We start from the raw sequence: 18,969 nt of genomic DNA, 5'->3' as shown, positions 1-18,969 counted from the left end.
GAAGCCGACTTGGGAAAACGGCCTACGCGAAGTCGAGCCATCCAGGAACGATGGGCCCGATCGGCCGCCCCATGACTGGGCCGATTGGCGGCTGGAGCCCTTGGGCGCCGCCTGGCCATGCGCGCGAGAATTACCAGGGCGCAGCCAACATGGTTCCGTCACGCGCCTGCGCGGCGTGGAAGAATGAAGCTCCTTCTTCCAGCGCCGCCAACGCAGGCGGCCCCGACGCCATGCCCCAGCCCGCCGAAGACCGGATCAGCGAAGCCGCCATCGTGGAGGCCGCCCACGCGCTGCGCGCGCCGGCCGTTCGAATGCTCGAGCAGCTCGTTGCGCATCCTTCGCTGCTGGGGCACGAGCAAGATGCACAGGCCTTCATGGCCCAGTCCTTCGCGAAGCTGGGCCTGCGCGTCCACCAGTTCGAGATCGACGAGCAAAAGATCCGCCGGCATCCGGGCTACTCGCCCTCCATCGCCTCGTACGAAGGGCGCACCAACGTGGTGGGCATTCATCAGCCCCGCGGGCCGCAGAAGGGCCGCTCGCTGATCTTCAACGGCCACATCGACGTGGTGCCGACCGGCGCCGAGCTGCTCTGGACGCACCCGCCTTTCCAACCCGTGATCGAGGGCGACCGGCTCTACGGCCGCGGCGCAGCCGACATGAAGGCCGGCATTGCGGCCTACACGATGGCGTATGCGGCGCTGCAATCGCTCGGGCTCGAACCGGCATCGCCGGTGTACTTTCAGTCGGTGGTGGAAGAGGAGTGCACGGGCAACGGCGCGCTGGCCTGTCTGGTCGAGGGCTACCGTGCCGACGCGGCCATCATCCCCGAGCCGCTCGGCGGCGTGATGACCTGCCAGATGGGCGTGCTGTGGTTCGCGCTCGAGGTGCTGGGCAAGCCGGTGCACGCCTCGGTGGCCCAGACCGGTGTCGGCGCAATCGACTTCTCGCTGTACCTTTTCTCGGAACTCAAGAAGCTCGAGCAGCGCTGGAACGAGCCTGCCAATCGCTATCGCAGCTACGCGCATCACGCGCATCCGATCAACTTCAACCTCGGGAAGATCCAGGGCGGCGAATGGGCTTCGTCGGTGCCCTCGGCATGCCGCAGCAACATCCGCATCGGCTTTTATCCCGACATGAACGTGGCCCGCGCCAAGGCCGAAGTCGAGGCCGTGCTGGCTGCCGCCTACGCCGCGCATCCGGCTCGCGAGAGCCTGCGCTACCGGCTGATCTACGAAGGCTTCCAGGCCGACGGCTTCGACCTCGACCTGGATTCGCCGATCGTCACCGAGCTCTCGAAGTGCCACCAGGACATCGTCGGGCAGGCACTCGAACCCACGGCCTTCACGGGCACGACGGACGCGAAGTTCTTCAACATCTATGGGCAGACGCCCGCGGTCTGCTATGGCCCCACGGGCTCCAGCATCCACGGCATCGACGAGTGGGTTTCCATCGACAGCCTGGTGCAGGTGAGCGCCGTGCTGGCGGTGTTCATGGCGCGCTGGTGCGGCGTCGACCGCATCGATTGATCGAGACCGAAGAAGTGTTGTGTCATAGCCGCGTGGCGAAGCTCGTTTTACGATGCAGCCACGTCGTTCGCGTGGACGACCCGAACCCGCAAGGAAAGTGAATCAAAAAGGATGCATCCGCTGAATCTCGCACTCTTCGATGCACTTGCGGCGGGCTTCGCTCCCTCGCCCGCAATGCTTCAGCTGGCGTCGGCCATCGCGCTGGGTTCGTCGTGGGCGTGTGCAGTGGTTCTTGCCTGGGTCGCGTGGCGGCGGGTCGCGCAGCGGCCTTGCGTGCTGGCGGTGCTGGCCGCCGGCGGTGCGGCTTCACTGATCTCGCAGGAGATCGCTGCCTCCGTGGGCATGCCCCGTCCCTTCATGATGGGGCTGAGCCCTGCGCACGTTCCCCACGGCCTGCGCGCGGGGCTGCCCAGCACGCATGCCTCGGTGATGTTCACCATGGCCTTCATGCTGCTGCGGCAGCGCTCGACGCGCGACGTCGGGCTCGTCACTCTTGGCGCGGCCGTGGCCACGGGCTGGGCTCGCATCCATGTCGGCATTCATTTTCCGTTCGATGTCGCGGCAGGTGCGCTGCTGGGTGCGGCCATTGCCGCGGCGCTGTTTGCGATGCAGGCGATTGCGCCCAAGCTCGCTCCCCACGTTGCAGCAACCCTGGCGCGGCCGTTGCGCGTCCTGGCCGACGGCAGGGCCGGGCCATGCCTGGTGCTGGTGTTCGTCTTCGCCGCTGCCTGGGTCGGCCTGAACACGCCGCAGGCGATCGGACCGGCGGTGCTGGAGGAAAACGGGCCCGTCGAGAAAAGCACGGTTCTCCTGCACCTGGCCGCGGTGCTGTGCGTCTTGATGGTTCGCGTGGCGTTTCTCTCGCGGCCGGACCGCGTGGCCATCTGCGTCCTGCTTCTTGCGTTCGCTGCCCGGGAGGCGGATTGGCATCTGGCGCATTGGGGCACCAGCTTGCTGGAAGCACCGCGCTCGCACGTTCTTGCGGCAATGGCCGCCCTCGCGCCCGTCGCCATTGCAGCCGGGTGGCTGGCCGGACGCGCCTGGTCCGCAAGCCGTGCGATGCGCGCCTGGCGGCAATGGCGGCCCGAAGCCACGACCTCGCTGACCTTCGTCGCGGTCATCGGGGCTGCGATCATCCTCGATCAGCTGCCCGCTTTCCTCGCAGGACAGCACCCAGACCTGTTCACCGCCGGCTCTTCAGCAGCGGCCTTTCGCAGCTACCTGATGCTCAGCTTCGAGGAAATCCTGGAACTGGCCCTGCCGGTGCTCGCGCTCCTGGCCCTCCTGCAGGCGAGACTGGGTGGGAGCCGGGATTCGGCTCCCGGCGGCATCAAGCGCTCGTACGCATAGCGCGAAGAAGCCCAAAGAAAAACGGGTTGCACCATTTCTGATGCAACCCGCTCTTTGACTGGCGGAGTGGACGGGACTCGAACCCGCGACCCCCGGCGTGACAGGCCGGTATTCTAACCAACTGAACTACCACTCCTGGTAGACAACGTTCACTCCTTGCGGAGCCAAGTGCTGACGACTTGTGCCTGCTTCACTTGCGCGAAACTGGCGACCCTACGGGGATTCGAACCCCGGTAGCCACCGTGAAAGGGTGGTGTCCTAGGCCTCTAGACGATAGGGTCAAAACCTTAGGAACCGTGCTGCGATCAGCACTTATCTTCTCGACACTTTTGATGGTGGAGGTAAACGGGATCGAACCGATGACCTCTTGCATGCCATGCAAGCGCTCTCCCAGCTGAGCTATACCCCCATTTGACTTTCAGGCTTTTCTTTTCAGAATCACCCTGCGTCGCTGTCGAGCCTCAAATTATAGACCGAAAAATCAGGCCCTTTTCAAACGCTCGACAACTTTTTCACGAGAAAAGATTGCGAGCACCGAATCGAGGGATGGCGTCTGCGGTGTTCCCATCACGAGGACGCGAACCGGCATGGCCAACACGGGCATTTTCACCGAATGCGCGGCCAAAACTTCCTTGATGGCCGCAGCGATCGAAGCTTTTTCCCACGCAACGCTCGCGAGCTTCTCGGCGAGCGCGGCGATGACGGGCTTCACCGCATCGGTCACGTGCTGCGCGAGGTCGGCTTCGCCCGGCGTCACGTCCGCGTAGAACGCGGCGGCCCAGTCGGCCAGCGCGACCGTGGTTTCGCAGCGGTCCTTGAAAAGCGCGCAGATGGCGGGCAGGCGATCGTCGGCCTCGATGCCGCGCTTTTTCAGCTGCGCGGCCACCAGCGGCGCGAGCTCCGCGTCGGCCTTGGCCTTGATGTACTGCGCGTTGACCCATGCGAGCTTCGCGGCGTCCCATTGCGCGGGGCTCTTCGAAAGGTGCGAGCCGTCGAACCAGCTCACCATCTGCTCGCGCGTGAAGAGCTCGTCGTCACCGTGGCTCCAGCCCAGGCGCGCAAGGTAGTTGAGCATGGCCTCGGGCAGGTAGCCGTTCTCTTCATAGGCGGTGACGCTCACCGCGCCGCGGCGCTTGGAGAGCTTCTGCCCATCGTCGCCCAGGATGACCGGCACATGGCCGAACGCAGGCAGCGGCGCACCAAGCGCGCGGAAGATGTTGATCTGCCACGGCGTGTTGTTGATGTGCTCGTCGCCGCGGAACACATGCGTGATGGCCATGTCCCAGTCGTCGACCACCACCGCGAAGTTGTAGGTGGGCACACCGTCGGGCCGCAGGATGATGAGGTCGTCGATCTCGCGGTTGTTGATGGTGATCTCGCCCTTGACGAGGTCGTTCCAGCTCACGTCGCCTTCGGGCGGGTTGCAAAAGCGCACCACGGGCGGCACGCCTTCTGGCACGGGCGGCAGCACCTTGCCGGGCTCGGGGCGCCAGCGGCGGTCGTACAGCGTCTTCTCGCCGCGCGCGCGCTGCGCCTCGCGCATCTCGTCGAGCTCGGCCGGCGTGCAGTAGCAGTGGTAGGCCGTGCCGGCCGCGAGCATCTGCGCGATGACTTCGCGGTAGCGCTCGAGGCGCTGCATCTGGTAGATCGGGCCTTCGTCGTAGTCCAGGCCGAGCCAGTGCATCGAGGCGAGGATCTGGTCGGTCGAGTCCTGCGTGGAGCGGGCCACGTCGGTGTCCTCGATGCGCAGCACGAACTCGCCGCCATGGTGGCGCGCATAGGCCCATGAGTAGAGCGCGGTGCGTGCCGTGCCCAGGTGGAGGAAGCCGGTGGGAGACGGAGCGATGCGGGTGCGAACTTTGCCGGTCATTTCGTTATCGTGGATTCAGGGTGCTCAGACCGCGCGCAATGTCGGCCTTGATGTCGTCGGCGTGCTCGAGGCCGACCGCGAGGCGGATCAGCCCCTGGCCGATGCCAGCCGCCTGGCGCTGCGCCTCGGTGAGGCGGCCATGCGAGGTGGTGCCCGGGTGCGTGATGATGGTCTTCACGTCGCCGAGGTTGGTGGCAAGGCTCACCACGCGCGTGCTGTTCATGACATGGAAGGCATTGGCGCGCGCCATCTCTGGCGAGTCGCCGACCACGTCGAACGACACCACCGCGCCGCCCTGCCCCGACTGCTGCTGCATCGCCAGTTCGTGCTGCGCATGCGAGGCGAGCCCGGGGTAGTAGACGCGTGCGATGCCCGGCTGCTTCTCGAGCCATTGAGCAATGTCCATCGCGTTCGCGCAATGCGCCCTCATGCGGATGCCGAGCGTCTCGATGCCCTTGAGCACGACCCACGCATTGAACGGTGCCAGCGCCATGCCGGCGGTGCGCACAATGGGCCCGAACACGTCGACGATGAGCTTCGAGGGACCGCAGATCGCGCCCGCCATCACGCGGCCCTGGCCGTCGAGGTGCTTGGTGCCCGAGTGGATGACGAGATCGGCGCCCAGCGCCGCCGGACGCTGCAGGATCGGCGTGCAGAAGCAGTTGTCGACCGCCAGCAGCGCGCCCGCCGCATGCGCCACATCGGCCAGCGCGCGAATGTCGCAGACCTCGGTCAGCGGGTTGGTCGGCGTCTCGGCAAACAGCAGCTTGGTATTGGGCTTCACGGCTGCGCGCCATTCGGCCACGTCGGTCTGCGACACGAAGGTGGTCTCGACGCCGAACTTGGCGAACTCCTTGCCGAACAGGTTCAGCGTGGAGCCGAACACCGAGCGCGAGCAGACCACGTGGTCGCCGGCCTTGAGCAGGCCCATGCACATCATGAGGATCGCGCCCATGCCGGTGGAGGCGCCGATCGCCGCTTCCGTACCTTCGAGCGCCGCGATACGCTGCTCGAAACTGGTCACGGTCGGATTCGAGGTGCGCGAGTAGGTGAAGCCCGGCTCTGTGCCAGCGAAACGGCGCATCGAGGTTTCGGCGTCGGGCTGTACGAAGCCGCTGGTCAGGAAAAGCGCGTCGGAATGCTCGCCGTACTGGCTCGGCGCGAGCCCGGTGCGCAGCGCGAGCGTCTCCGGATGCAACCCGGGCGGCAGTGTTCGTTCTTCGTCGGTCACTTCGTCTGCTCTCACTCGCTGTGGTTGGGAAGCGCCAGGCGCGAAGAATCCTCTTCGGTCTCTTCGACGCGCGGGCGGTTGCCGTTCATGCGCGAGATGGCTTCGGTGTCGATGTCGCCGGTCACGTACACGCCGTCGAAGCAGGAGGCATCGAAGCCGTCGAGCTTGGGGTTGAGCGAGCCGATGGCACGCTTCATGGCGTCGACGTCCTGGTAGATCAGCGCGTCGCAGCCGATCAGTTCGCGGATCTGCTCGACCGTGCGGTCGTGCGCCACCAGTTCGTCCTTGGTGGGCATGTCGATGCCGTAGACGTTGGGGTAGCGCACGGGCGGTGCCGCGCTGGCCAGGTAGACCTTGCGCGCACCGGCGTCGCGCGCCATCTGCACGATCTCGCGGCTGGTGGTGCCGCGCACGATGGAGTCGTCGACCAGCAGCACGTTGCGGCCCTTGAACTCGCTGGCGATCACGTTGAGCTTCTGGCGCACCGACTTCTTGCGCACGCCCTGCCCCGGCATGATGAAAGTGCGGCCGACATAGCGGTTCTTCACGAAGCCTTCGCGGTACGGAATGCCCAGCAGGTGTGCGAGCTGCGTGGCGCTCGGGCGGCTCGATTCAGGGATGGGAATGATCACGTCGATCTGGTTCGGCGGCACGGTGGACACCACGCGCTTGGCCAGCGTTTCGCCCAGGTTGAGCCGCGCCTGGTACACCGAGATGCCGTCGAGCACCGAGTCGGGCCTTGCCAGGTAGACGAACTCGAAGATGCAGGGGTTGAGCGTGGGTGCCTCGGCGCACTGCATCGAATGCACATTGCCCTGCAGGTCGATGAACACGGCTTCGCCCGGCGCGATGTTGCGCTCGAACACGTGGCCCGAACCCTCGAGCGCCACCGATTCGCTGGCCACCATCACGGTGCCGTCGGCACTGCGGCCCATGCAGAGCGGACGAATGCCGTACGGGTCGCGGAAGGCCAGCAGCCCGTGGCCGGCGATCAGCGAGACCACGGCATAGGAGCCGCGCAGGCGCTTGTGCATGTTCTTGACCGCGGCAAACACCTCGGCCGGATTCAGCGGCACGCCGCGCGACGCGCGCTCGAGCTCGTGCGCGAGCACGTTGAGCAGCACTTCCGAATCGCTCTCGGTATTGGTGTGGCGGTGGTCGGTGGAGAACAGCTCCGAGCGCAACGCATGCGCGTTGGTCAGGTTGCCGTTGTGCACCAGCACGATGCCGAAGGGCGCGTTCACGTAGAAGGGCTGTGCCTCTTCCTCGCTGTAGGCGTTGCCCGCGGTCGGGTAGCGCACCTGGCCCAGGCCCACGCTGCCCGGCAGCGCGCGCATGTTGCGCGTGCGGAACACGTCGCGCACCATGCCCTTGGCCTTGTGCATGAAGAACTTGCGCTCCAGCAGGGTGACGATGCCGGCCGCATCCTGGCCGCGGTGCTGCAGCAGCAGCAAGGCGTCATAGAGCAGCTGATTGACGGGTGCGTTGCTGACAACGCCGACGATTCCACACATGAACGATTCCTCTCAGGGCAGGTAGCTTGCCAACTTTTCAGGCAGCGCGGGTTTCAGGCCCTGCAATGCCGCATCGAGAACATTGGCGCTGTGCGATTCGTGCCACCAGGCACTGTCGCTCAACGCCAGCAAATGAACAATGACCGCCAGCACGAGCAGGGCAACCACGCCCCGCGCCGCTCCGAAGGCCCCACCCAATATCCGGTCCACCGGCCTGAGGCCGACAGCCGCAATCAGCTTGCGCGTCAGCGCCGCCACCAGGCCCACGCCGAATACCACGCCAACAAACACCAGCACAAAGGCCAGCGGATAGCGCCAGGTGGCCTGCGGGTCGCCGAAGGGCAGCCAGGCCGCCACATCCGACGCCAGCCACTGGGCGGCAATGAATGCAGCCACCCAGCCCGCCAGCGAAATCACCTCGAACACCAGGCCCCGCACCAGGCCGAACAGCATCGACACGAGAACGAGCGTGACAGCAATCCAGTCGAGCAGGGCCACGGCGGCGGGCGATGGCTACTACAACGTGAGGATCGCGGCCGACAAAGACAAGCCCTTGACCTTCTCGGCGGCCTTGTCCGCCTCGGCACGCGAGCCGAACGGGCCGACACGCACACGCGTGCGCTCGCCATCGGCCGTCTTGGCCACGTGCACATAGGTCTTGAGACCGGCCTTCTCGAGTTTCTGCCGCACTTCGCGGGCCTTGTCGGCATCGGCAAAGGCGCCGACCTGCACCACGAAGCGGCCGCCGTCTTCGGACGCGGCGGGCTTGGTGCTGGTGTTGGACGGCTTGCCTTCGAGCAGGGCGCGCGCGCGGTTGCCGTCGTCGGCCGAGGCCGGCTTGGGGGCTGCGGGCTTGGGTTCGGGTTTGGCTTCCGGCTTGGGCTTCGGCTCGGGTTTGGGTTCCGGCTTCGGCTCGGGTTTTGGCTCGGGCTTGCGCTCCGGCTTGGCTTCGGCCGCGGGCCGCGTCTCGGCCGCAGGCGTGCTGGCCGCCGGCTTGCCGGAGTCGGTGATTTCGGTGCCGTCGGCACGCTCGGTGATCATGCCGCCGCTCCCGGACGGTGCCGTGGCCACGCGGGTGCCGGGGTCGGCCGCGCCGGTCGCCGGTGCGGCGGGCGCAGGCGTGGCGGGCACCGGCAATGGCTTGACCTTGTTGCGATCGGGAATCTCGATCGGAATGTCGACCGCAATGGGGCGCGGCTGGGTGTCGAACAGCAGCGGAAATCCGATCACGCCAAGCAGCACCAGGACCGCCGCGCCCACCAGCCGGTGGCGCGCACGGCGACGCATGGTTTCGACACTTTCCGCGGGGACGGCGGCCGGTGCGCTGCGTCCTTCGTTGCCTTGCGGGCCGCGCGTGCGGAACTTGAAAAACGCCATGAAGTTCGATCCCTGAAGGAGTGCAGCGAGGTGTGTGCCAGATGGTGCGGACGGGCCGGCGATCAGCCGCCGGGCAGCAGGTGTTTGGCTTGCAGCCGCGGAGTGCCATGCTCCAGCACGCCACCCACGGTGAAGAACGATCCGAAGACCACGATTCTATCAGCGGGGTCCGCGTGCTCGATGGCTGCGCGCAGTGCTTCCATCGGGCTCGCATGCACGCTGCCGGAGACGTCGGTGCGGGTGTTCTGCGCCTGCCAGCGCGCGAGCAGATCGCTCGCCTTGGCGGCGCGCGGCGTCGGCAGATCGGTGAAGTACCAGCGGTCGATCATCGGCCCGACGCGCGCGAGGATCGGGGCCAGGTCCTTGTCGGCCATGACGCCGAACACGCCGTGCGTGGTGGGGTAGAAACCCATCGCGTCGAGGTTCTCGGCCAGCGCCGCCACCGCATGGGCGTTGTGCGCCACGTCGAGCACCAGCGCGGGCTCGCCCGGAACGATCTGGAAGCGGCCGGGCAGCTCGACCATCGCGAGCCCCGTGCGCACCGCCTGCGCGGTGATCGGCAGCCGGGGCCGCAGTGCTTCGAGCGCCGCAAGCACGCCCGCGGCATTGAGCAGCTGGTTGGCGCCGCGCAGCGCCGGATAGGCCAGCCCGCTGTAGCGCCGGCCGCGGCCCGACCAGCCCCACTGCTGCTTGTCGCCCGACAGATTGAAATCGTGCCCGAAGCGCCAGAGGTCGGCGCCGATGGCCGCCGCATGGTCGACCACGCTTTGCGGCGGCATCGGGTCGCTCACGATGGCGGGCTTGCCCGGGCGCATGATGCCGGCCTTCTCGAAGCCGATGCTTTCGCGGTCGGGGCCGAGATAGTCCATGTGGTCGAGGTCGATGCTGGTGATGACCGCGCAATCGGTGTCGATGATGTTGACCGCGTCGAGCCGGCCGCCGAGCCCGACCTCGAGAATGGCCACGTCGGGCTTCTCTTCGATCATGCAGCGCAGGATGCCCAGGGTGGTGAACTCGAAGTACGTCAGGGGCATGTCGCCCCGGGCCACTTCCACCGCCTCGAAGCTTGCTATCAGTTTGGAAGCATCGACCGCCTCGCCCGCCAGCCGCAGCCGCTCCTCGAAGCGCACCAGGTGCGGCGACGTGAAAACCGCCGTGCGATAGCCGGCATGCGTGAGGATCGATTCGAGCATGGCGCAGGTCGAACCTTTGCCGTTGGTGCCGGCCACGGTGATCACCGGGCAGTCGAAGCGCAGGCCCATGCGGGCGGCCATCTCCTTGGCGCGGTCGAGGCCGAGCTCGATGTTCTTCGGATGGAGTTGCTCGGCGCGCGCGAGCCAGTCGTTAAGGGTTTCCATGGAGCCCGGCATTGTCGCCGACCCGGAAAGCGCCCGGCGCCCCACGTTTTATCGGCATCATTGGCATCCATGACAACCCTCTACGGCATTCCGAATTGCGACACCGTCAAGCGCGCCCGCGCCTGGCTCGACGACCACGGCGTCGCCTACACCTTCCATGATTTCAAGAAGCAGGGCGTGCCCGAGGCCGAGCTCGACCAGTGGCTCAGGAAGCCCGGCTGGGAGGCGCTGGTGAACCGCCGCGGCACCACCTGGCGCCAGCTCGACGAAGCCACCCGCAACGCGGTGGTCGACGCCGCTTCGGCGCGGGCCGTGCTGCTGGCCAACCCCAGCCTGATCAAGCGGCCGGTGGTCAACTGGGGGCCGAAAACCGGCGTTACGGCAGGGTTCGATGCCGAAACCTGGGCCACCGTGAACGCCGTGTAAACGCCGGAACCCCGCCTCGCCGGCCGGCCTCCAACCCCGATCTGCAGGAGAGCACACCATGAACAAGCACGTTTTTCGCACCCTCGCGGGTCTTTCCGTGGCCGGCCTGCTGGCGACGGGCGCCGGTGTCGCGCAGGCCCAGCAGGTGGTCCAGGCCCGGGTGATTTCCGCGACCCCGGTCCGCGAAACGACCGGCAGCGACGTCAGCTACAACGTCACCTACGAATACAACGGCCGCCAGTACACCACCCGCACCAACAGCCGGCCGGGCGCGACCATCCCGGTCGAGGTCAGCGCCTATGGCGTGACGACCTCGCCGGTCGCGCCGCAGCCGCAGTTGCAGCCCTACCCGGTCGAGGCCAACAACAGCGGCCAGCAGCAGTACCAGCAGCAGCCGCAATACGCGCAACCAGGCGGCTCGGCCTGGGACAACGTCGTGCCCGAACCTGGCGTGGTGGTCTCCAATGCACCGGCGCCGGTCTATGTACAGCCGGCCCCGGTCTACGCGCCGCCGGTCTACGTGCAGCCTGCCTACACCTATCCCTATGCCTATCCCTACGCATACCCGCCGGTCGGCATTTCGCTGAATCTCGGCTACTCGCGGGGCTGGGGCGGCTATCGCGGATACGGCTACCGCCACTGGCGCTGAGCCGCCCGCAGCGGTACGGCCGGCCGGCCGTGCCGGCCAAGCCCTAAAATCGAGGACTTTTCCAACCCCCAAGGGGTGCGCCGCCGTGGTGGCGCGTCCTCGACCAGCCGACCGCGCATGCGCCGGCGCCCTCCAATGACGACGACTACCGACACTCTCAACAGCGCCGCAGTGGCGACCAAGGCCAATGTGTATTTCGACGGCAAGTGCGTGAGCCACAGTCTCACGCTGGCCGACGGCACCAGGAAATCGGTCGGCGTGATCCTTCCGTCCACCCTGACCTTCAACACCGGCGCGCCCGAAATCATGGAAGGCACCGCCGGCAGCTGCGAATACCAGTTGGCGGGAACCACCGAATGGATCGCCTCGGGCGCCGGACAGAAGTTCAGCGTGCCGGGCAATTCGAGCTTCCAGATCCGGGTCACTGGCGAGCCCTACAGCTACATCTGCCACTTCGGCTGAACCGCGAACCGGACACCCACATGTCGACCATTCTCCAAAACGTTCCCGCCGGCCAGAAGGTCGGCATTGCCTTTTCGGGCGGCCTGGACACCAGCGCGGCACTGCACTGGATGAAGCTGAAGGGCGCGATCCCCTACGCCTACACCGCCAACCTCGGCCAGCCCGACGAGCCCGACTACGACGAGATCCCGCGCAAGGCGATGCTCTATGGCGCCGAGAACGCGCGCCTGATCGACTGCCGCGCGCAGCTCGCCAACGAAGGCATCGCCGCGCTGCAGGCCGGTGCCTTCCACGTCACCACCGCCGGCGTCACCTACTTCAACACCACGCCGCTCGGCCGCGCAGTGACCGGCACCATGCTGGTGTCGGCCATGAAGGAAGACGACGTCCACATCTGGGGCGACGGCAGCACCTACAAGGGCAACGACATCGAGCGCTTCTACCGCTACGGCCTGCTCACCAACCCGAACCTCAAGATCTACAAGCCCTGGCTCGACCAGCTGTTCATCGACGAGCTCGGCGGCCGCGCCGAGATGTCGGCCTTCATGACGAAGGCCGGCTTCGGCTACAAGATGTCGGCCGAGAAGGCCTACAGCACCGACTCCAACATGCTCGGCGCCACGCACGAGGCCAAGGACCTGGAGAACCTCGACAGCGGCATCCAGATCGTGCAGCCGATCATGGGCGTGGCGTTCTGGAAGGACGAAGTCGAGGTCAAGCGCGAAACCGTCAGCGTGCGCTTCGAGGAAGGCCGCCCGGTCGCCCTGAACGGCGTCGAGCACGCGAACCTCGTCGAGCTGATCCTGGAAGCCAACCGCATCGGCGGCCGCCACGGCCTGGGCATGAGCGACCAGATCGAGAACCGCATCATCGAAGCCAAGAGCCGCGGCATCTACGAGGCGCCCGGCCTCGCGCTGCTGTTCATCGCCTACGAGCGCCTGGTCACCGGCATCCACAACGAAGACACGATCGAGCAGTACCGCGACCACGGCCGCAAGCTCGGCCGCCTGCTCTACCAGGGCCGCTGGTTCGACCCGCAGGCCATCATGCTGCGCGAGACCGCACAGCGCTGGGTGGCGCGCGCCATCACCGGCGAAGTGACGATCGAGCTGCGCCGCGGCAACGACTACTCGATTCTCAACACCGTCTCGCCCAACCTCACCTACAAGCCCGAGCGCCTGAGCATGGAAAAGGTCGAGGGCGCGTTCACGCCGCTGGACCGCATCGGCCAGCTCACGATGCGCAATCTTGACATCGTCGACACGCGCGAGAAGCTGGCCATCTACACCCGTACCGGGCTGCTGTCGCCGGGCCAGGGCACCGCCGTGCCGCGGCTTTCGAACGACGACGAGACCAAGTAAGCCAACGCGCTTTTTTCTCTTCCAATGACGAACGGGCCCTCGCGGGCCCGTTTGCATTGGTGCGCTGGGGTGCGCGCCCGCCGGTCAATCGCCGCCGCCGCCTCCGCAGCCGCCGCCACAACCGCCGCCGTCGCCGCCGGACGAATCCCCTCCCCCGCCGCCATCGCCGCTGCCGCTGCTCGATTCGCTGCCGCCGAAGCCGCCGGCATCGCCCGAACTGCCGCCATCCGACGACGACTCGCCGAAGCTGCTGCCGCAGTGGGCATCCGAGCCGGCATGCCGGTCGACGGCCTTGCAGTCGGGCACGTAGTCGAAGCCGCCCGGAATGCCGAACTTCACGTCGAGTGCAAACAAGAGCGGCAGGCGCGCCGGCGTGCGCGGATCGATGCTTTCCTCCTTGCAGGCCCAGTACCAGCTGCGGCGCAGGCCGTCGTTGCGCTTCGGGTCCTTGCCCAGCACCTCGGCCGGGCTGTGGTGCAGCATGCCGCCGAAGGCCGCCTTGCACCAGTTCTGGTAGCCCTGCGTGTGCAGGATGAATTCGTGCCAGGCCGTGTCGACCACCTTGGACGGCATGGCGACGAACTTGCGGCCGCTGCGCAGATGCGCCATGAAGAACTGGCGCAGCCCGCGCAGCACCAGTTCGGCGTCGCGCTGGCTGAGCCCGGGGTGGGCCGCGCGCAGCTTGCGGGCCAGGAAGGGCGGCAGCCGGGCCTCGCGGATGAACTGGCGGCGCAGGCTGGTTTCCATGAAACCGAGCGCGGCTGCCAGCGCCCAGGCGGCCAGGATCAACGGCACCAGCGCCAGCCGGCCGTGGCGCAAGGCGAAGAACACCGAAACGAAGGCTCCCACCACCACGGCCCGCCGGGTCCAGATCAAAGCGGCAATGCGCCGCCGGTAGTTCAGGTGCAGGAAGTCGAGGTCCATCAGACGACCACCGGCTCCGGTTCCAGCCGGATGCCGAAGCGCTCGTACACGCTGGTCTGGATGGCCTTGGCCAGGGTCATGACCTCGCCGCCCGTGACCGGGTTCTCGAGGCCGCCGCGGTTCACCAGCACCAGCGCCTGCTTCTCGTAGACGCCGGCATTGCCGACCGACTTGCCCTTCCAGCCGCAGGCGTCGATGAGCCAGCCGGCCGCGAGCTTGATGCTGCCGTCGTCCATCGGGTAGTGCACGATCTTGGGGTCGCGCGCGATGATGTCGGCGCACTGCTCGGGCGTGACCGTGGGGTTCTTGAAGAAGCTGCCGGCATTGCCGAGCACGCGCCAGTCGGGCAGCTTGGCGCGGCGGATGGCGCAGACCCAGTCGAACACGTCGGTGGCGCTGGGCGTGAAGTTGCCGGTTTCGGCCATCTTGCGCTCGAGGTCGAGGTAGCCCACCACGGCTTTCCAGGGCTTGGGCAGGCGAAAGCGCACGCGGGTGATGAGCGCCCGGCCCGACAGGCCGAAGTCGTTGGGGCCGCTGCGCACGTGCTTGAACACCGAGTCGCGGTAGCCGAAGGCACACTGGGCGGCATCGAGCGTGAAACTGCGCCCGGTGTCCAGGTCGATGGCATCGAGCGAATCGAAGCGGTCCTGCAGTTCGACGCCGTAGGCGCCGATGTTCTGCACCGGCGCGCCGCCCACCGTGCCTGGAATGAGCGCCAGGTTCTCGAGCCCCGGATAGCCATGCTCGAGCATCCATTGCACCGCGTCGTGCCAGATTTCGCCCGCGCCGGCCTCCACGATCCAGGCGCGCGGGGTCTCTTCGACCAGCCGCAGCCCCTTGATCTCGACCTTCAGCACCAGCGGCTTGACGTCGCCGGTGAGCACGATGTTGCTGCCGCCGCCCAGCACGAAGCGGGGCGCGTCGCGCCAGCGGGGGTCGGCCCGCAGCTCGGCCACGTCCGCCTCGCTGGCGATGCGCGCCAGGTTCTGCGCGCGCGCGACGATGCCGAAGCTGTTGTACGGCTGCAGCGGGACGTTGTTCTCCACGATCATGGGAGAATTGTCGCATCCAGCACCCGTGAATTCAGGAGAGCCCATGCCGTCGTTCGATACCGTCTGCGAACCGAATCTGCCCGAAGTGAAGAATGCGGTCGAAAACACCGCCAAGGAAATCGCAACGCGCTTCGATTTCAAGGGCACGGCCGCCGCCGTCGAGCTCAAGGACAAGGAAATCACCATGATCGGCGACGCCGAGTTCCAGCTCGTGCAGGTCGAGGACATCCTGCGCGCCAAGCTCACCAAGCGCAGCGTCGACGTGCGCTTCCTCGACAAGGGCGACGTGCAGAAGATCGGCGGCGACAAGGTCAAGCAGGTCATCAAGGTCAAGAGCGGCATCGAGTCCGAGCAGGCCAAGAAGATCACCCGCATCATCAAGGACAGCAAGCTCAAGGTGCAGGCCGCGATCCAGGGCGACGCGGTGCGCATCACCGGCGCCAAGCGCGACGACCTGCAGGCTGCCATGGCACTCATCAAGAAGGACGTGCCCGACATGCCGCTGTCTTTCAACAACTTCCGCGACTGAGCCGCGGATGAAAGCCCTCGTCGTCGCAGCGCAGCTCCTGGCTGCCGCTGCCGGGGCGCATGCGGCCGGCTCCGTGATGCTGACCGGCACCATCGGCAGCCGCGCAATCCTGATCGTGAACGGCGCACCTCCCAAGACCGTGGCGGTCGGCGAGACCTTCCAGGGCGTGAAGCTGGTGTCGCTGCAGGCCGAGCAGGCGGTGGTCGAGCTCGAGGGCAAGCGCGTCAACCTGCGCATGGACACGCCGGTCAGCATCGGCGGCGGGGGCGGTTCGGGCGGCGGGGGCAGCCGCATCGTGCTGCCGGCCGACAGCCGCGGCCATTTCATGACGCAGGGCGCCATCAACGGCCGCCCCGTCACCTTCATGCTCGACACGGGTGCCACGTCGATCGCCCTGTCGGCCGACGACGCCCAGCGCATCGGCCTGGACTACAGCAAGGGCCAGCGCGTCGTGATGAACACCGCCAATGGGCAGGCGGCGGGCTATCGGCTGCGCCTGCAATCGGTGCGCGTGGGCGATGTCGAGGTGTACGACATCGACGCCATCGTCTCGCCGCAGCCCATGCCCTTCGTGCTGCTGGGCAACAGCTTCATCAACCGCTTCTCGATGCGCCGCGACGCGGACCAGATGGTCCTGGAAAAACGCTATTGACCGTCCGCGTCAGGCCTGGGCGGCCGTGACGACGATCTCGATCTTGTAGGCCGCATTGGCCATCTTGGCCTGCACCGTTGCGCGCGGCGGGGTGTTGCCGGCGGGAATCCAAGCGTCCCACACCTCGTTCATGGCCGTGATGTCGCTGATGTCGGCCAGGAAGATCTGCGTCATGAGGATGCGCGACTTGTCGCTGCCGGCCTCGGCCAGCAGGCGGTCGACCATCGCCAGCACCTGGGAGGTCTGGCCGCGGATGTCCTGCGTGGTGTCGTCGGGCACCTGGCCCGCAAGGTAGATGGTGCCGTTGTGCACAGCCGTCTCGGACAGGCGCGGGCCGACGTGGAAGCGGGTGATGGATGCCATGATGTTCAAGCCTTTTTCTTCGAGCCGAGTTTCGACTCCGTGCCGGCCGCGAGCCGGCGGATGTTTTCGCGGTGCCGCCAGATCAGCAGCAGACTCATGATGATGATCGCAATCAGCACCGTGCGGTCGAGCGGCCACGCAATGTTTCCGCCCAAAAGGTAATAGGCCGGTGCAAAGAAGGCCGCCACCAGCGACGACAGCGACGAATAGCGGAAGAACACCGCAATGATCAGCCAGGTGGCGCCAGTGGCCAGCCCCAGCCAGGGTGCGATGCCCACCAGCACGCCCGCCGCGGTGGCCACGCCCTTGCCTCCCTGGAAGCCGAAGAACACGGGATAGAGGTGGCCCAGGAAGGCCGCCAGGCCCGCCAGCGCGGCCACGCCCTCGCCCAGGCCCCACTGCGCGCCGAAATGCCGGATCAGGAACACCGGCAGCCAGCCCTTGAGCGCATCGAGCAGCAGCGTGGCCAGCGCCGCGCCCTTGTTCCCCGAGCGCAGCACGTTGGTGGCACCGGGGTTCCCGCTGCCGTAGCTGCGCGGATCGGCCATGCCGAGCGCCCTGCTCACGATGACCGCAAAGGACAGCGAGCCGATCAGGTACGAGGCCACGATGGCGATGAGGGACGGCAGGTGAAAGCTCAAGGCGGCGCTCCGCGGGGGAATGGTTGTTCTTGTTCAGCGGCGCCGGCCCGGGCCGGGCTGCGCCGCGCCGGCTATTCTGCCAGCGCGCACTGCACCGGCGTGGCGCCCAGCAAGGCGATGCACACCTGCGGGTCGATGCCCACCAGGTAGCCGCGCCGCCCGCCGTTGATCGCGATCCTCGGCAGTTCGAGGATGGTCGACTCGATGTAGACCGGCATCCGGCGCCGCGTGCCGAAGGGCGAGGTGCCGCCCACCATGTAGCCGCTGTGGCGCTGCGCGACCTCGGGCTTGCAGGGCTCGACCGACTTGGCGCCGATCTGCCGCGCGAGGTTCTTGGTCGACACGGTGCGGTTGCCGTGCATCAGCACGATCAGCGGTTTGGCGTCCTGGTCCTGCATCACGAGCGTCTTCACCACCGTGAAGGGATCGAAGCCCAGCACGGCAGCGCTGTGCTGCGCGCCGCCGTGCTCCAGGTACTCGTACGGATGCTCGGTGAAGGCGACCTTGTTCGCGCGCAGCAGCTGCGTCGCGGGGGTTTCGGAAACGTGGGCCTTCTTGCTCACGCCGCCGGATCCCGGATCTCCCAACGGATCCTGTCGATCTCGGCCAGCACCTCGGGCGAGAGCGTGGTGCCGTAGGCATCGATGTCTTCGTCGAGCTGCGCCAGCGTCGTCACGCCGATGATGGTGCTCGCCACCTGCCACTTGGTGTAGCAGAACCCCAGCGCAAGCTGCACCGGCGTGAGGCCGTTGTCTCGCGCGAGCTGGTTGTACAGGCGCGCGGCCTTCAGCGCATCGGGGCGGCCCCAGCGCAGCTTGCGCACCGACTCGTAGCGCGTGATGCGCGCGGCCTCGGGCGCATCGGGCCCGGTGATGCCGCTCCGGTCGTACTTGCCGGTGAGCAAGCCGTAGGCCAGCGGCGAATACGCCAGCAGCGACACGCCCAGCCGGTGCATCGTCTCGTCCAGGCCGTTCTCCACGCCGCGGCTCGCCAGGTTGTAGACGTTCTGCACCGTGGCCACGCGCGGCAGCCCGTGCTGCTCGGCCAGCCGCACGAACTCGTGCACGCCGTAGGGCGTCTCGTTCGACAGGCCGATCGCGCGCACCTTGCCGGCCTTCACCAGCCCGCCGAGGGCTTCGAGCTGCTCGCGGATCGGTGTCTGCGAGACCTCCTTGGCCGGGTCGTAGTAGACATTGCCGAAGGCCGGCACGTGGCGCTCGGGCCAGTGGATCTGGTACAGGTCGATGACGTCCGTCTTCAGCCGCTTCAGGCTCGCGTTGCACGAGGCCACGATGTCGGCCGCCGTCATGCCCACGCCTTCGCGCACCCATGGCGTGTTGCGCAGCGGACCGGCCACCTTGGTGGCGAGCGTGATCTTCTGCCGCGCACCGGGGTTGGCCGCGAACCAGTTGCCGATGATGGTTTCGGTGACGCTGTAGGTTTCCTGGCGCGTGGGCACCGAGTACATCTCGGCCGTATCGATGAAATCGACGCCGCGCTCGAGCGAGCGGCTCAGGATGGCGTGGGACGTGGGCTCGTCCACCTGTTCGCCGAAGGTCATGGTGCCCAGGCAGATCGGGGTGACGTGCAGGTCGCTCTGGCCGAGTTGGATTTTTTTCATGCGCGGGATGCTACCGCCCTCCTCCCCGATACGCTGGCCGAGGGCCTAAAACCCGAGCGGGCG

At 67.1% G+C, this 18,969-nt stretch carries 20 protein-coding genes and 3 tRNA genes; 8 read left to right on the top strand and 15 right to left on the bottom strand.

The genetic code is table 11. The features are described from left to right. The first annotated feature begins 71 nt into the window (after window positions 1-71). Together FB547_RS23415 and FB547_RS23410 are read left to right on the top strand one after the other, a co-directional pair. Entirely contained in the window at window positions 72-1,526 is a 1,455-nt protein-coding gene (locus FB547_RS23415; protein WP_261380371.1) for an ArgE/DapE family deacylase, read from the top strand. Window positions 1,527-1,637: 111 nt separating this feature from the next. Then, the gene (locus FB547_RS23410) at window positions 1,638-2,876 is read left to right on the top strand and encodes a phosphatase PAP2 family protein (RefSeq protein ID WP_145746046.1); all 1,239 of its coding nucleotides are present in this window, start codon (window positions 1,638-1,640) and stop codon (window positions 2,874-2,876) included. A 59-nt stretch (window positions 2,877-2,935) separates the two neighbouring features. On the opposite strand, the gene FB547_RS23405 is transcribed toward FB547_RS23410, so the two are convergent. The 9 genes from FB547_RS23405 to folC form a co-directional block, all read right to left on the bottom strand. Then, window positions 2,936-3,012: transfer RNA gene (locus FB547_RS23405), tRNA-Asp, on the bottom strand. A gap of 69 nt (window positions 3,013-3,081) precedes the next feature. Continuing rightward, window positions 3,082-3,157, bottom strand: a tRNA-Glu gene (locus tag FB547_RS23400). A 52-nt stretch (window positions 3,158-3,209) separates the two neighbouring features. Further along, window positions 3,210-3,285: transfer RNA gene (locus FB547_RS23395), tRNA-Ala, on the bottom strand. 72 nt (window positions 3,286-3,357) lie between these two features. Then, window positions 3,358-4,746: a glutamate--tRNA ligase gene (gltX, locus tag FB547_RS23390; protein ID WP_145746045.1), complete on the bottom strand. Its 1,389-nt coding sequence runs from the start codon at window positions 4,744-4,746 to the stop codon at window positions 3,358-3,360. A 4-nt stretch (window positions 4,747-4,750) separates the two neighbouring features. Further along, on the bottom strand, window positions 4,751-5,977 hold the full coding sequence (locus FB547_RS23385) for an O-succinylhomoserine sulfhydrylase (protein ID WP_145746262.1): 1,227 nt from the start codon (window positions 5,975-5,977) through the stop codon (window positions 4,751-4,753). A gap of 11 nt (window positions 5,978-5,988) precedes the next feature. After that, window positions 5,989-7,491, bottom strand: a complete 1,503-nt coding sequence (gene purF, locus FB547_RS23380) for an amidophosphoribosyltransferase (RefSeq protein ID WP_145746044.1) — start codon at window positions 7,489-7,491, stop codon at window positions 5,989-5,991. 12 nt (window positions 7,492-7,503) lie between these two features. Continuing rightward, the gene (locus tag FB547_RS23375) at window positions 7,504-7,989 is read right to left on the bottom strand and encodes a CvpA family protein (protein WP_145746043.1); all 486 of its coding nucleotides are present in this window, start codon (window positions 7,987-7,989) and stop codon (window positions 7,504-7,506) included. Window positions 7,990-8,007: 18 nt separating this feature from the next. After that, complete coding sequence (locus tag FB547_RS23370; RefSeq protein WP_145746042.1) at window positions 8,008-8,868, bottom strand: SPOR domain-containing protein; 861 nt, start codon at window positions 8,866-8,868, stop codon at window positions 8,008-8,010. 62 nt (window positions 8,869-8,930) lie between these two features. Next, on the bottom strand, window positions 8,931-10,238 hold the full coding sequence (folC, locus tag FB547_RS23365) for a bifunctional tetrahydrofolate synthase/dihydrofolate synthase (protein ID WP_145746041.1): 1,308 nt from the start codon (window positions 10,236-10,238) through the stop codon (window positions 8,931-8,933). A 57-nt stretch (window positions 10,239-10,295) separates the two neighbouring features. On the opposite strand from folC, the gene FB547_RS23360 reads away from it, so the two are divergent. From FB547_RS23360 to argG, 4 genes are all read left to right on the top strand, one after another. Further along, window positions 10,296-10,652 (top strand): ArsC family reductase, encoded by a 357-nt coding sequence (locus tag FB547_RS23360; RefSeq protein ID WP_145746040.1) that lies wholly within the window; start codon window positions 10,296-10,298, stop codon window positions 10,650-10,652. A 58-nt stretch (window positions 10,653-10,710) separates the two neighbouring features. Then, entirely contained in the window at window positions 10,711-11,301 is a 591-nt protein-coding gene (locus FB547_RS23355; protein WP_145746039.1) for a hypothetical protein, read from the top strand. Between the two features lie 135 nt (window positions 11,302-11,436). Further along, entirely contained in the window at window positions 11,437-11,763 is a 327-nt protein-coding gene (locus FB547_RS23350; RefSeq protein ID WP_015866543.1) for a pyrimidine/purine nucleoside phosphorylase, read from the top strand. A 20-nt stretch (window positions 11,764-11,783) separates the two neighbouring features. Beyond that, window positions 11,784-13,124 carry an argininosuccinate synthase gene (argG, locus tag FB547_RS23345; RefSeq protein WP_145746038.1) on the top strand — a complete coding sequence of 447 codons (1,341 nt, stop codon included), beginning with the start codon at window positions 11,784-11,786 and terminating at the stop codon, window positions 13,122-13,124. A gap of 84 nt (window positions 13,125-13,208) precedes the next feature. On the opposite strand, the gene FB547_RS33365 is transcribed toward argG, so the two are convergent. Together FB547_RS33365 and murB are read right to left on the bottom strand one after the other, a co-directional pair. Next, on the bottom strand, window positions 13,209-14,048 hold the full coding sequence (locus FB547_RS33365; RefSeq protein ID WP_186454234.1) for a glycine-rich domain-containing protein: 840 nt from the start codon (window positions 14,046-14,048) through the stop codon (window positions 13,209-13,211). Further along, entirely contained in the window at window positions 14,048-15,100 is a 1,053-nt protein-coding gene (murB, locus tag FB547_RS23335; RefSeq protein ID WP_145746037.1) for a UDP-N-acetylmuramate dehydrogenase, read from the bottom strand. Before murB ends, FB547_RS33365 begins: the two co-directional genes overlap by 1 nt. 43 nt (window positions 15,101-15,143) lie before the next feature. On the opposite strand from murB, the gene FB547_RS23330 reads away from it, so the two are divergent. Both FB547_RS23330 and FB547_RS23325 read left to right on the top strand, forming a co-directional pair. Continuing rightward, window positions 15,144-15,629, top strand: a complete 486-nt coding sequence (locus FB547_RS23330) for a YajQ family cyclic di-GMP-binding protein (protein ID WP_015866547.1) — start codon at window positions 15,144-15,146, stop codon at window positions 15,627-15,629. Window positions 15,630-15,636: 7 nt separating this feature from the next. After that, window positions 15,637-16,281, top strand: a complete 645-nt coding sequence (locus tag FB547_RS23325; protein WP_145746036.1) for a TIGR02281 family clan AA aspartic protease — start codon at window positions 15,637-15,639, stop codon at window positions 16,279-16,281. Window positions 16,282-16,290: 9 nt separating this feature from the next. Here the strand turns inward: FB547_RS23325 and FB547_RS23320 are convergent, their stop codons facing one another. From FB547_RS23320 to FB547_RS23305, 4 genes are all read right to left on the bottom strand, one after another. Beyond that, on the bottom strand, window positions 16,291-16,644 hold the full coding sequence (locus FB547_RS23320; RefSeq protein ID WP_145746035.1) for a RidA family protein: 354 nt from the start codon (window positions 16,642-16,644) through the stop codon (window positions 16,291-16,293). 5 nt (window positions 16,645-16,649) lie between these two features. Further along, window positions 16,650-17,285 (bottom strand): glycerol-3-phosphate 1-O-acyltransferase PlsY, encoded by a 636-nt coding sequence (plsY, locus tag FB547_RS23315; RefSeq protein WP_145746034.1) that lies wholly within the window; start codon window positions 17,283-17,285, stop codon window positions 16,650-16,652. A gap of 71 nt (window positions 17,286-17,356) precedes the next feature. Beyond that, window positions 17,357-17,848 carry an aminoacyl-tRNA deacylase gene (locus FB547_RS23310; protein ID WP_145746033.1) on the bottom strand — a complete coding sequence of 164 codons (492 nt, stop codon included), beginning with the start codon at window positions 17,846-17,848 and terminating at the stop codon, window positions 17,357-17,359. Further along, window positions 17,845-18,906: an aldo/keto reductase gene (locus FB547_RS23305; protein ID WP_145746032.1), complete on the bottom strand. Its 1,062-nt coding sequence runs from the start codon at window positions 18,904-18,906 to the stop codon at window positions 17,845-17,847. Before FB547_RS23305 ends, FB547_RS23310 begins: the two co-directional genes overlap by 4 nt. Window positions 18,907-18,969: the final 63 nt, after the last annotated feature.

Source organism: Variovorax beijingensis (assembly GCF_007828835.1).
GTDB lineage: Bacteria > Pseudomonadota > Gammaproteobacteria > Burkholderiales > Burkholderiaceae_C > Variovorax > Variovorax beijingensis_A.
Note: the sequence above shows the minus strand (reverse complement) of the source record. Positions and strands in the feature narration are given on the sequence as shown.

What these genes read in the sequence shown, in the direction of transcription:
- FB547_RS23415 (WP_261380371.1), top strand. Translation starts at nt 72, where the DNA reads ATGACTGGGCCGATTGGCGGCTGGAGCCCTTGGGCGCCGCCTGGCCAT.
- FB547_RS23410 (WP_145746046.1), top strand. Translation starts at nt 1,638, where the DNA reads ATGCATCCGCTGAATCTCGCACTCTTCGATGCACTTGCGGCGGGCTTC.
- gltX (WP_145746045.1), bottom strand. Translation starts at nt 4,746, where the DNA reads ATGACCGGCAAAGTTCGCACCCGCATCGCTCCGTCTCCCACCGGCTTC.
- purF (WP_145746044.1), bottom strand. Translation starts at nt 7,491, where the DNA reads ATGTGTGGAATCGTCGGCGTTGTCAGCAACGCACCCGTCAATCAGCTG.
- FB547_RS23370 (WP_145746042.1), bottom strand. Translation starts at nt 8,868, where the DNA reads ATGGCGTTTTTCAAGTTCCGCACGCGCGGCCCGCAAGGCAACGAAGGA.
- folC (WP_145746041.1), bottom strand. Translation starts at nt 10,238, where the DNA reads ATGCCGGGCTCCATGGAAACCCTTAACGACTGGCTCGCGCGCGCCGAG.
- FB547_RS23360 (WP_145746040.1), top strand. Translation starts at nt 10,296, where the DNA reads ATGACAACCCTCTACGGCATTCCGAATTGCGACACCGTCAAGCGCGCC.
- FB547_RS23355 (WP_145746039.1), top strand. Translation starts at nt 10,711, where the DNA reads ATGAACAAGCACGTTTTTCGCACCCTCGCGGGTCTTTCCGTGGCCGGC.
- FB547_RS23350 (WP_015866543.1), top strand. Translation starts at nt 11,437, where the DNA reads ATGACGACGACTACCGACACTCTCAACAGCGCCGCAGTGGCGACCAAG.
- argG (WP_145746038.1), top strand. Translation starts at nt 11,784, where the DNA reads ATGTCGACCATTCTCCAAAACGTTCCCGCCGGCCAGAAGGTCGGCATT.
- FB547_RS33365 (WP_186454234.1), bottom strand. Translation starts at nt 14,048, where the DNA reads ATGGACCTCGACTTCCTGCACCTGAACTACCGGCGGCGCATTGCCGCT.
- murB (WP_145746037.1), bottom strand. Translation starts at nt 15,100, where the DNA reads ATGATCGTGGAGAACAACGTCCCGCTGCAGCCGTACAACAGCTTCGGC.
- FB547_RS23330 (WP_015866547.1), top strand. Translation starts at nt 15,144, where the DNA reads ATGCCGTCGTTCGATACCGTCTGCGAACCGAATCTGCCCGAAGTGAAG.
- FB547_RS23325 (WP_145746036.1), top strand. Translation starts at nt 15,637, where the DNA reads ATGAAAGCCCTCGTCGTCGCAGCGCAGCTCCTGGCTGCCGCTGCCGGG.
- FB547_RS23320 (WP_145746035.1), bottom strand. Translation starts at nt 16,644, where the DNA reads ATGGCATCCATCACCCGCTTCCACGTCGGCCCGCGCCTGTCCGAGACG.
- FB547_RS23305 (WP_145746032.1), bottom strand. Translation starts at nt 18,906, where the DNA reads ATGAAAAAAATCCAACTCGGCCAGAGCGACCTGCACGTCACCCCGATC.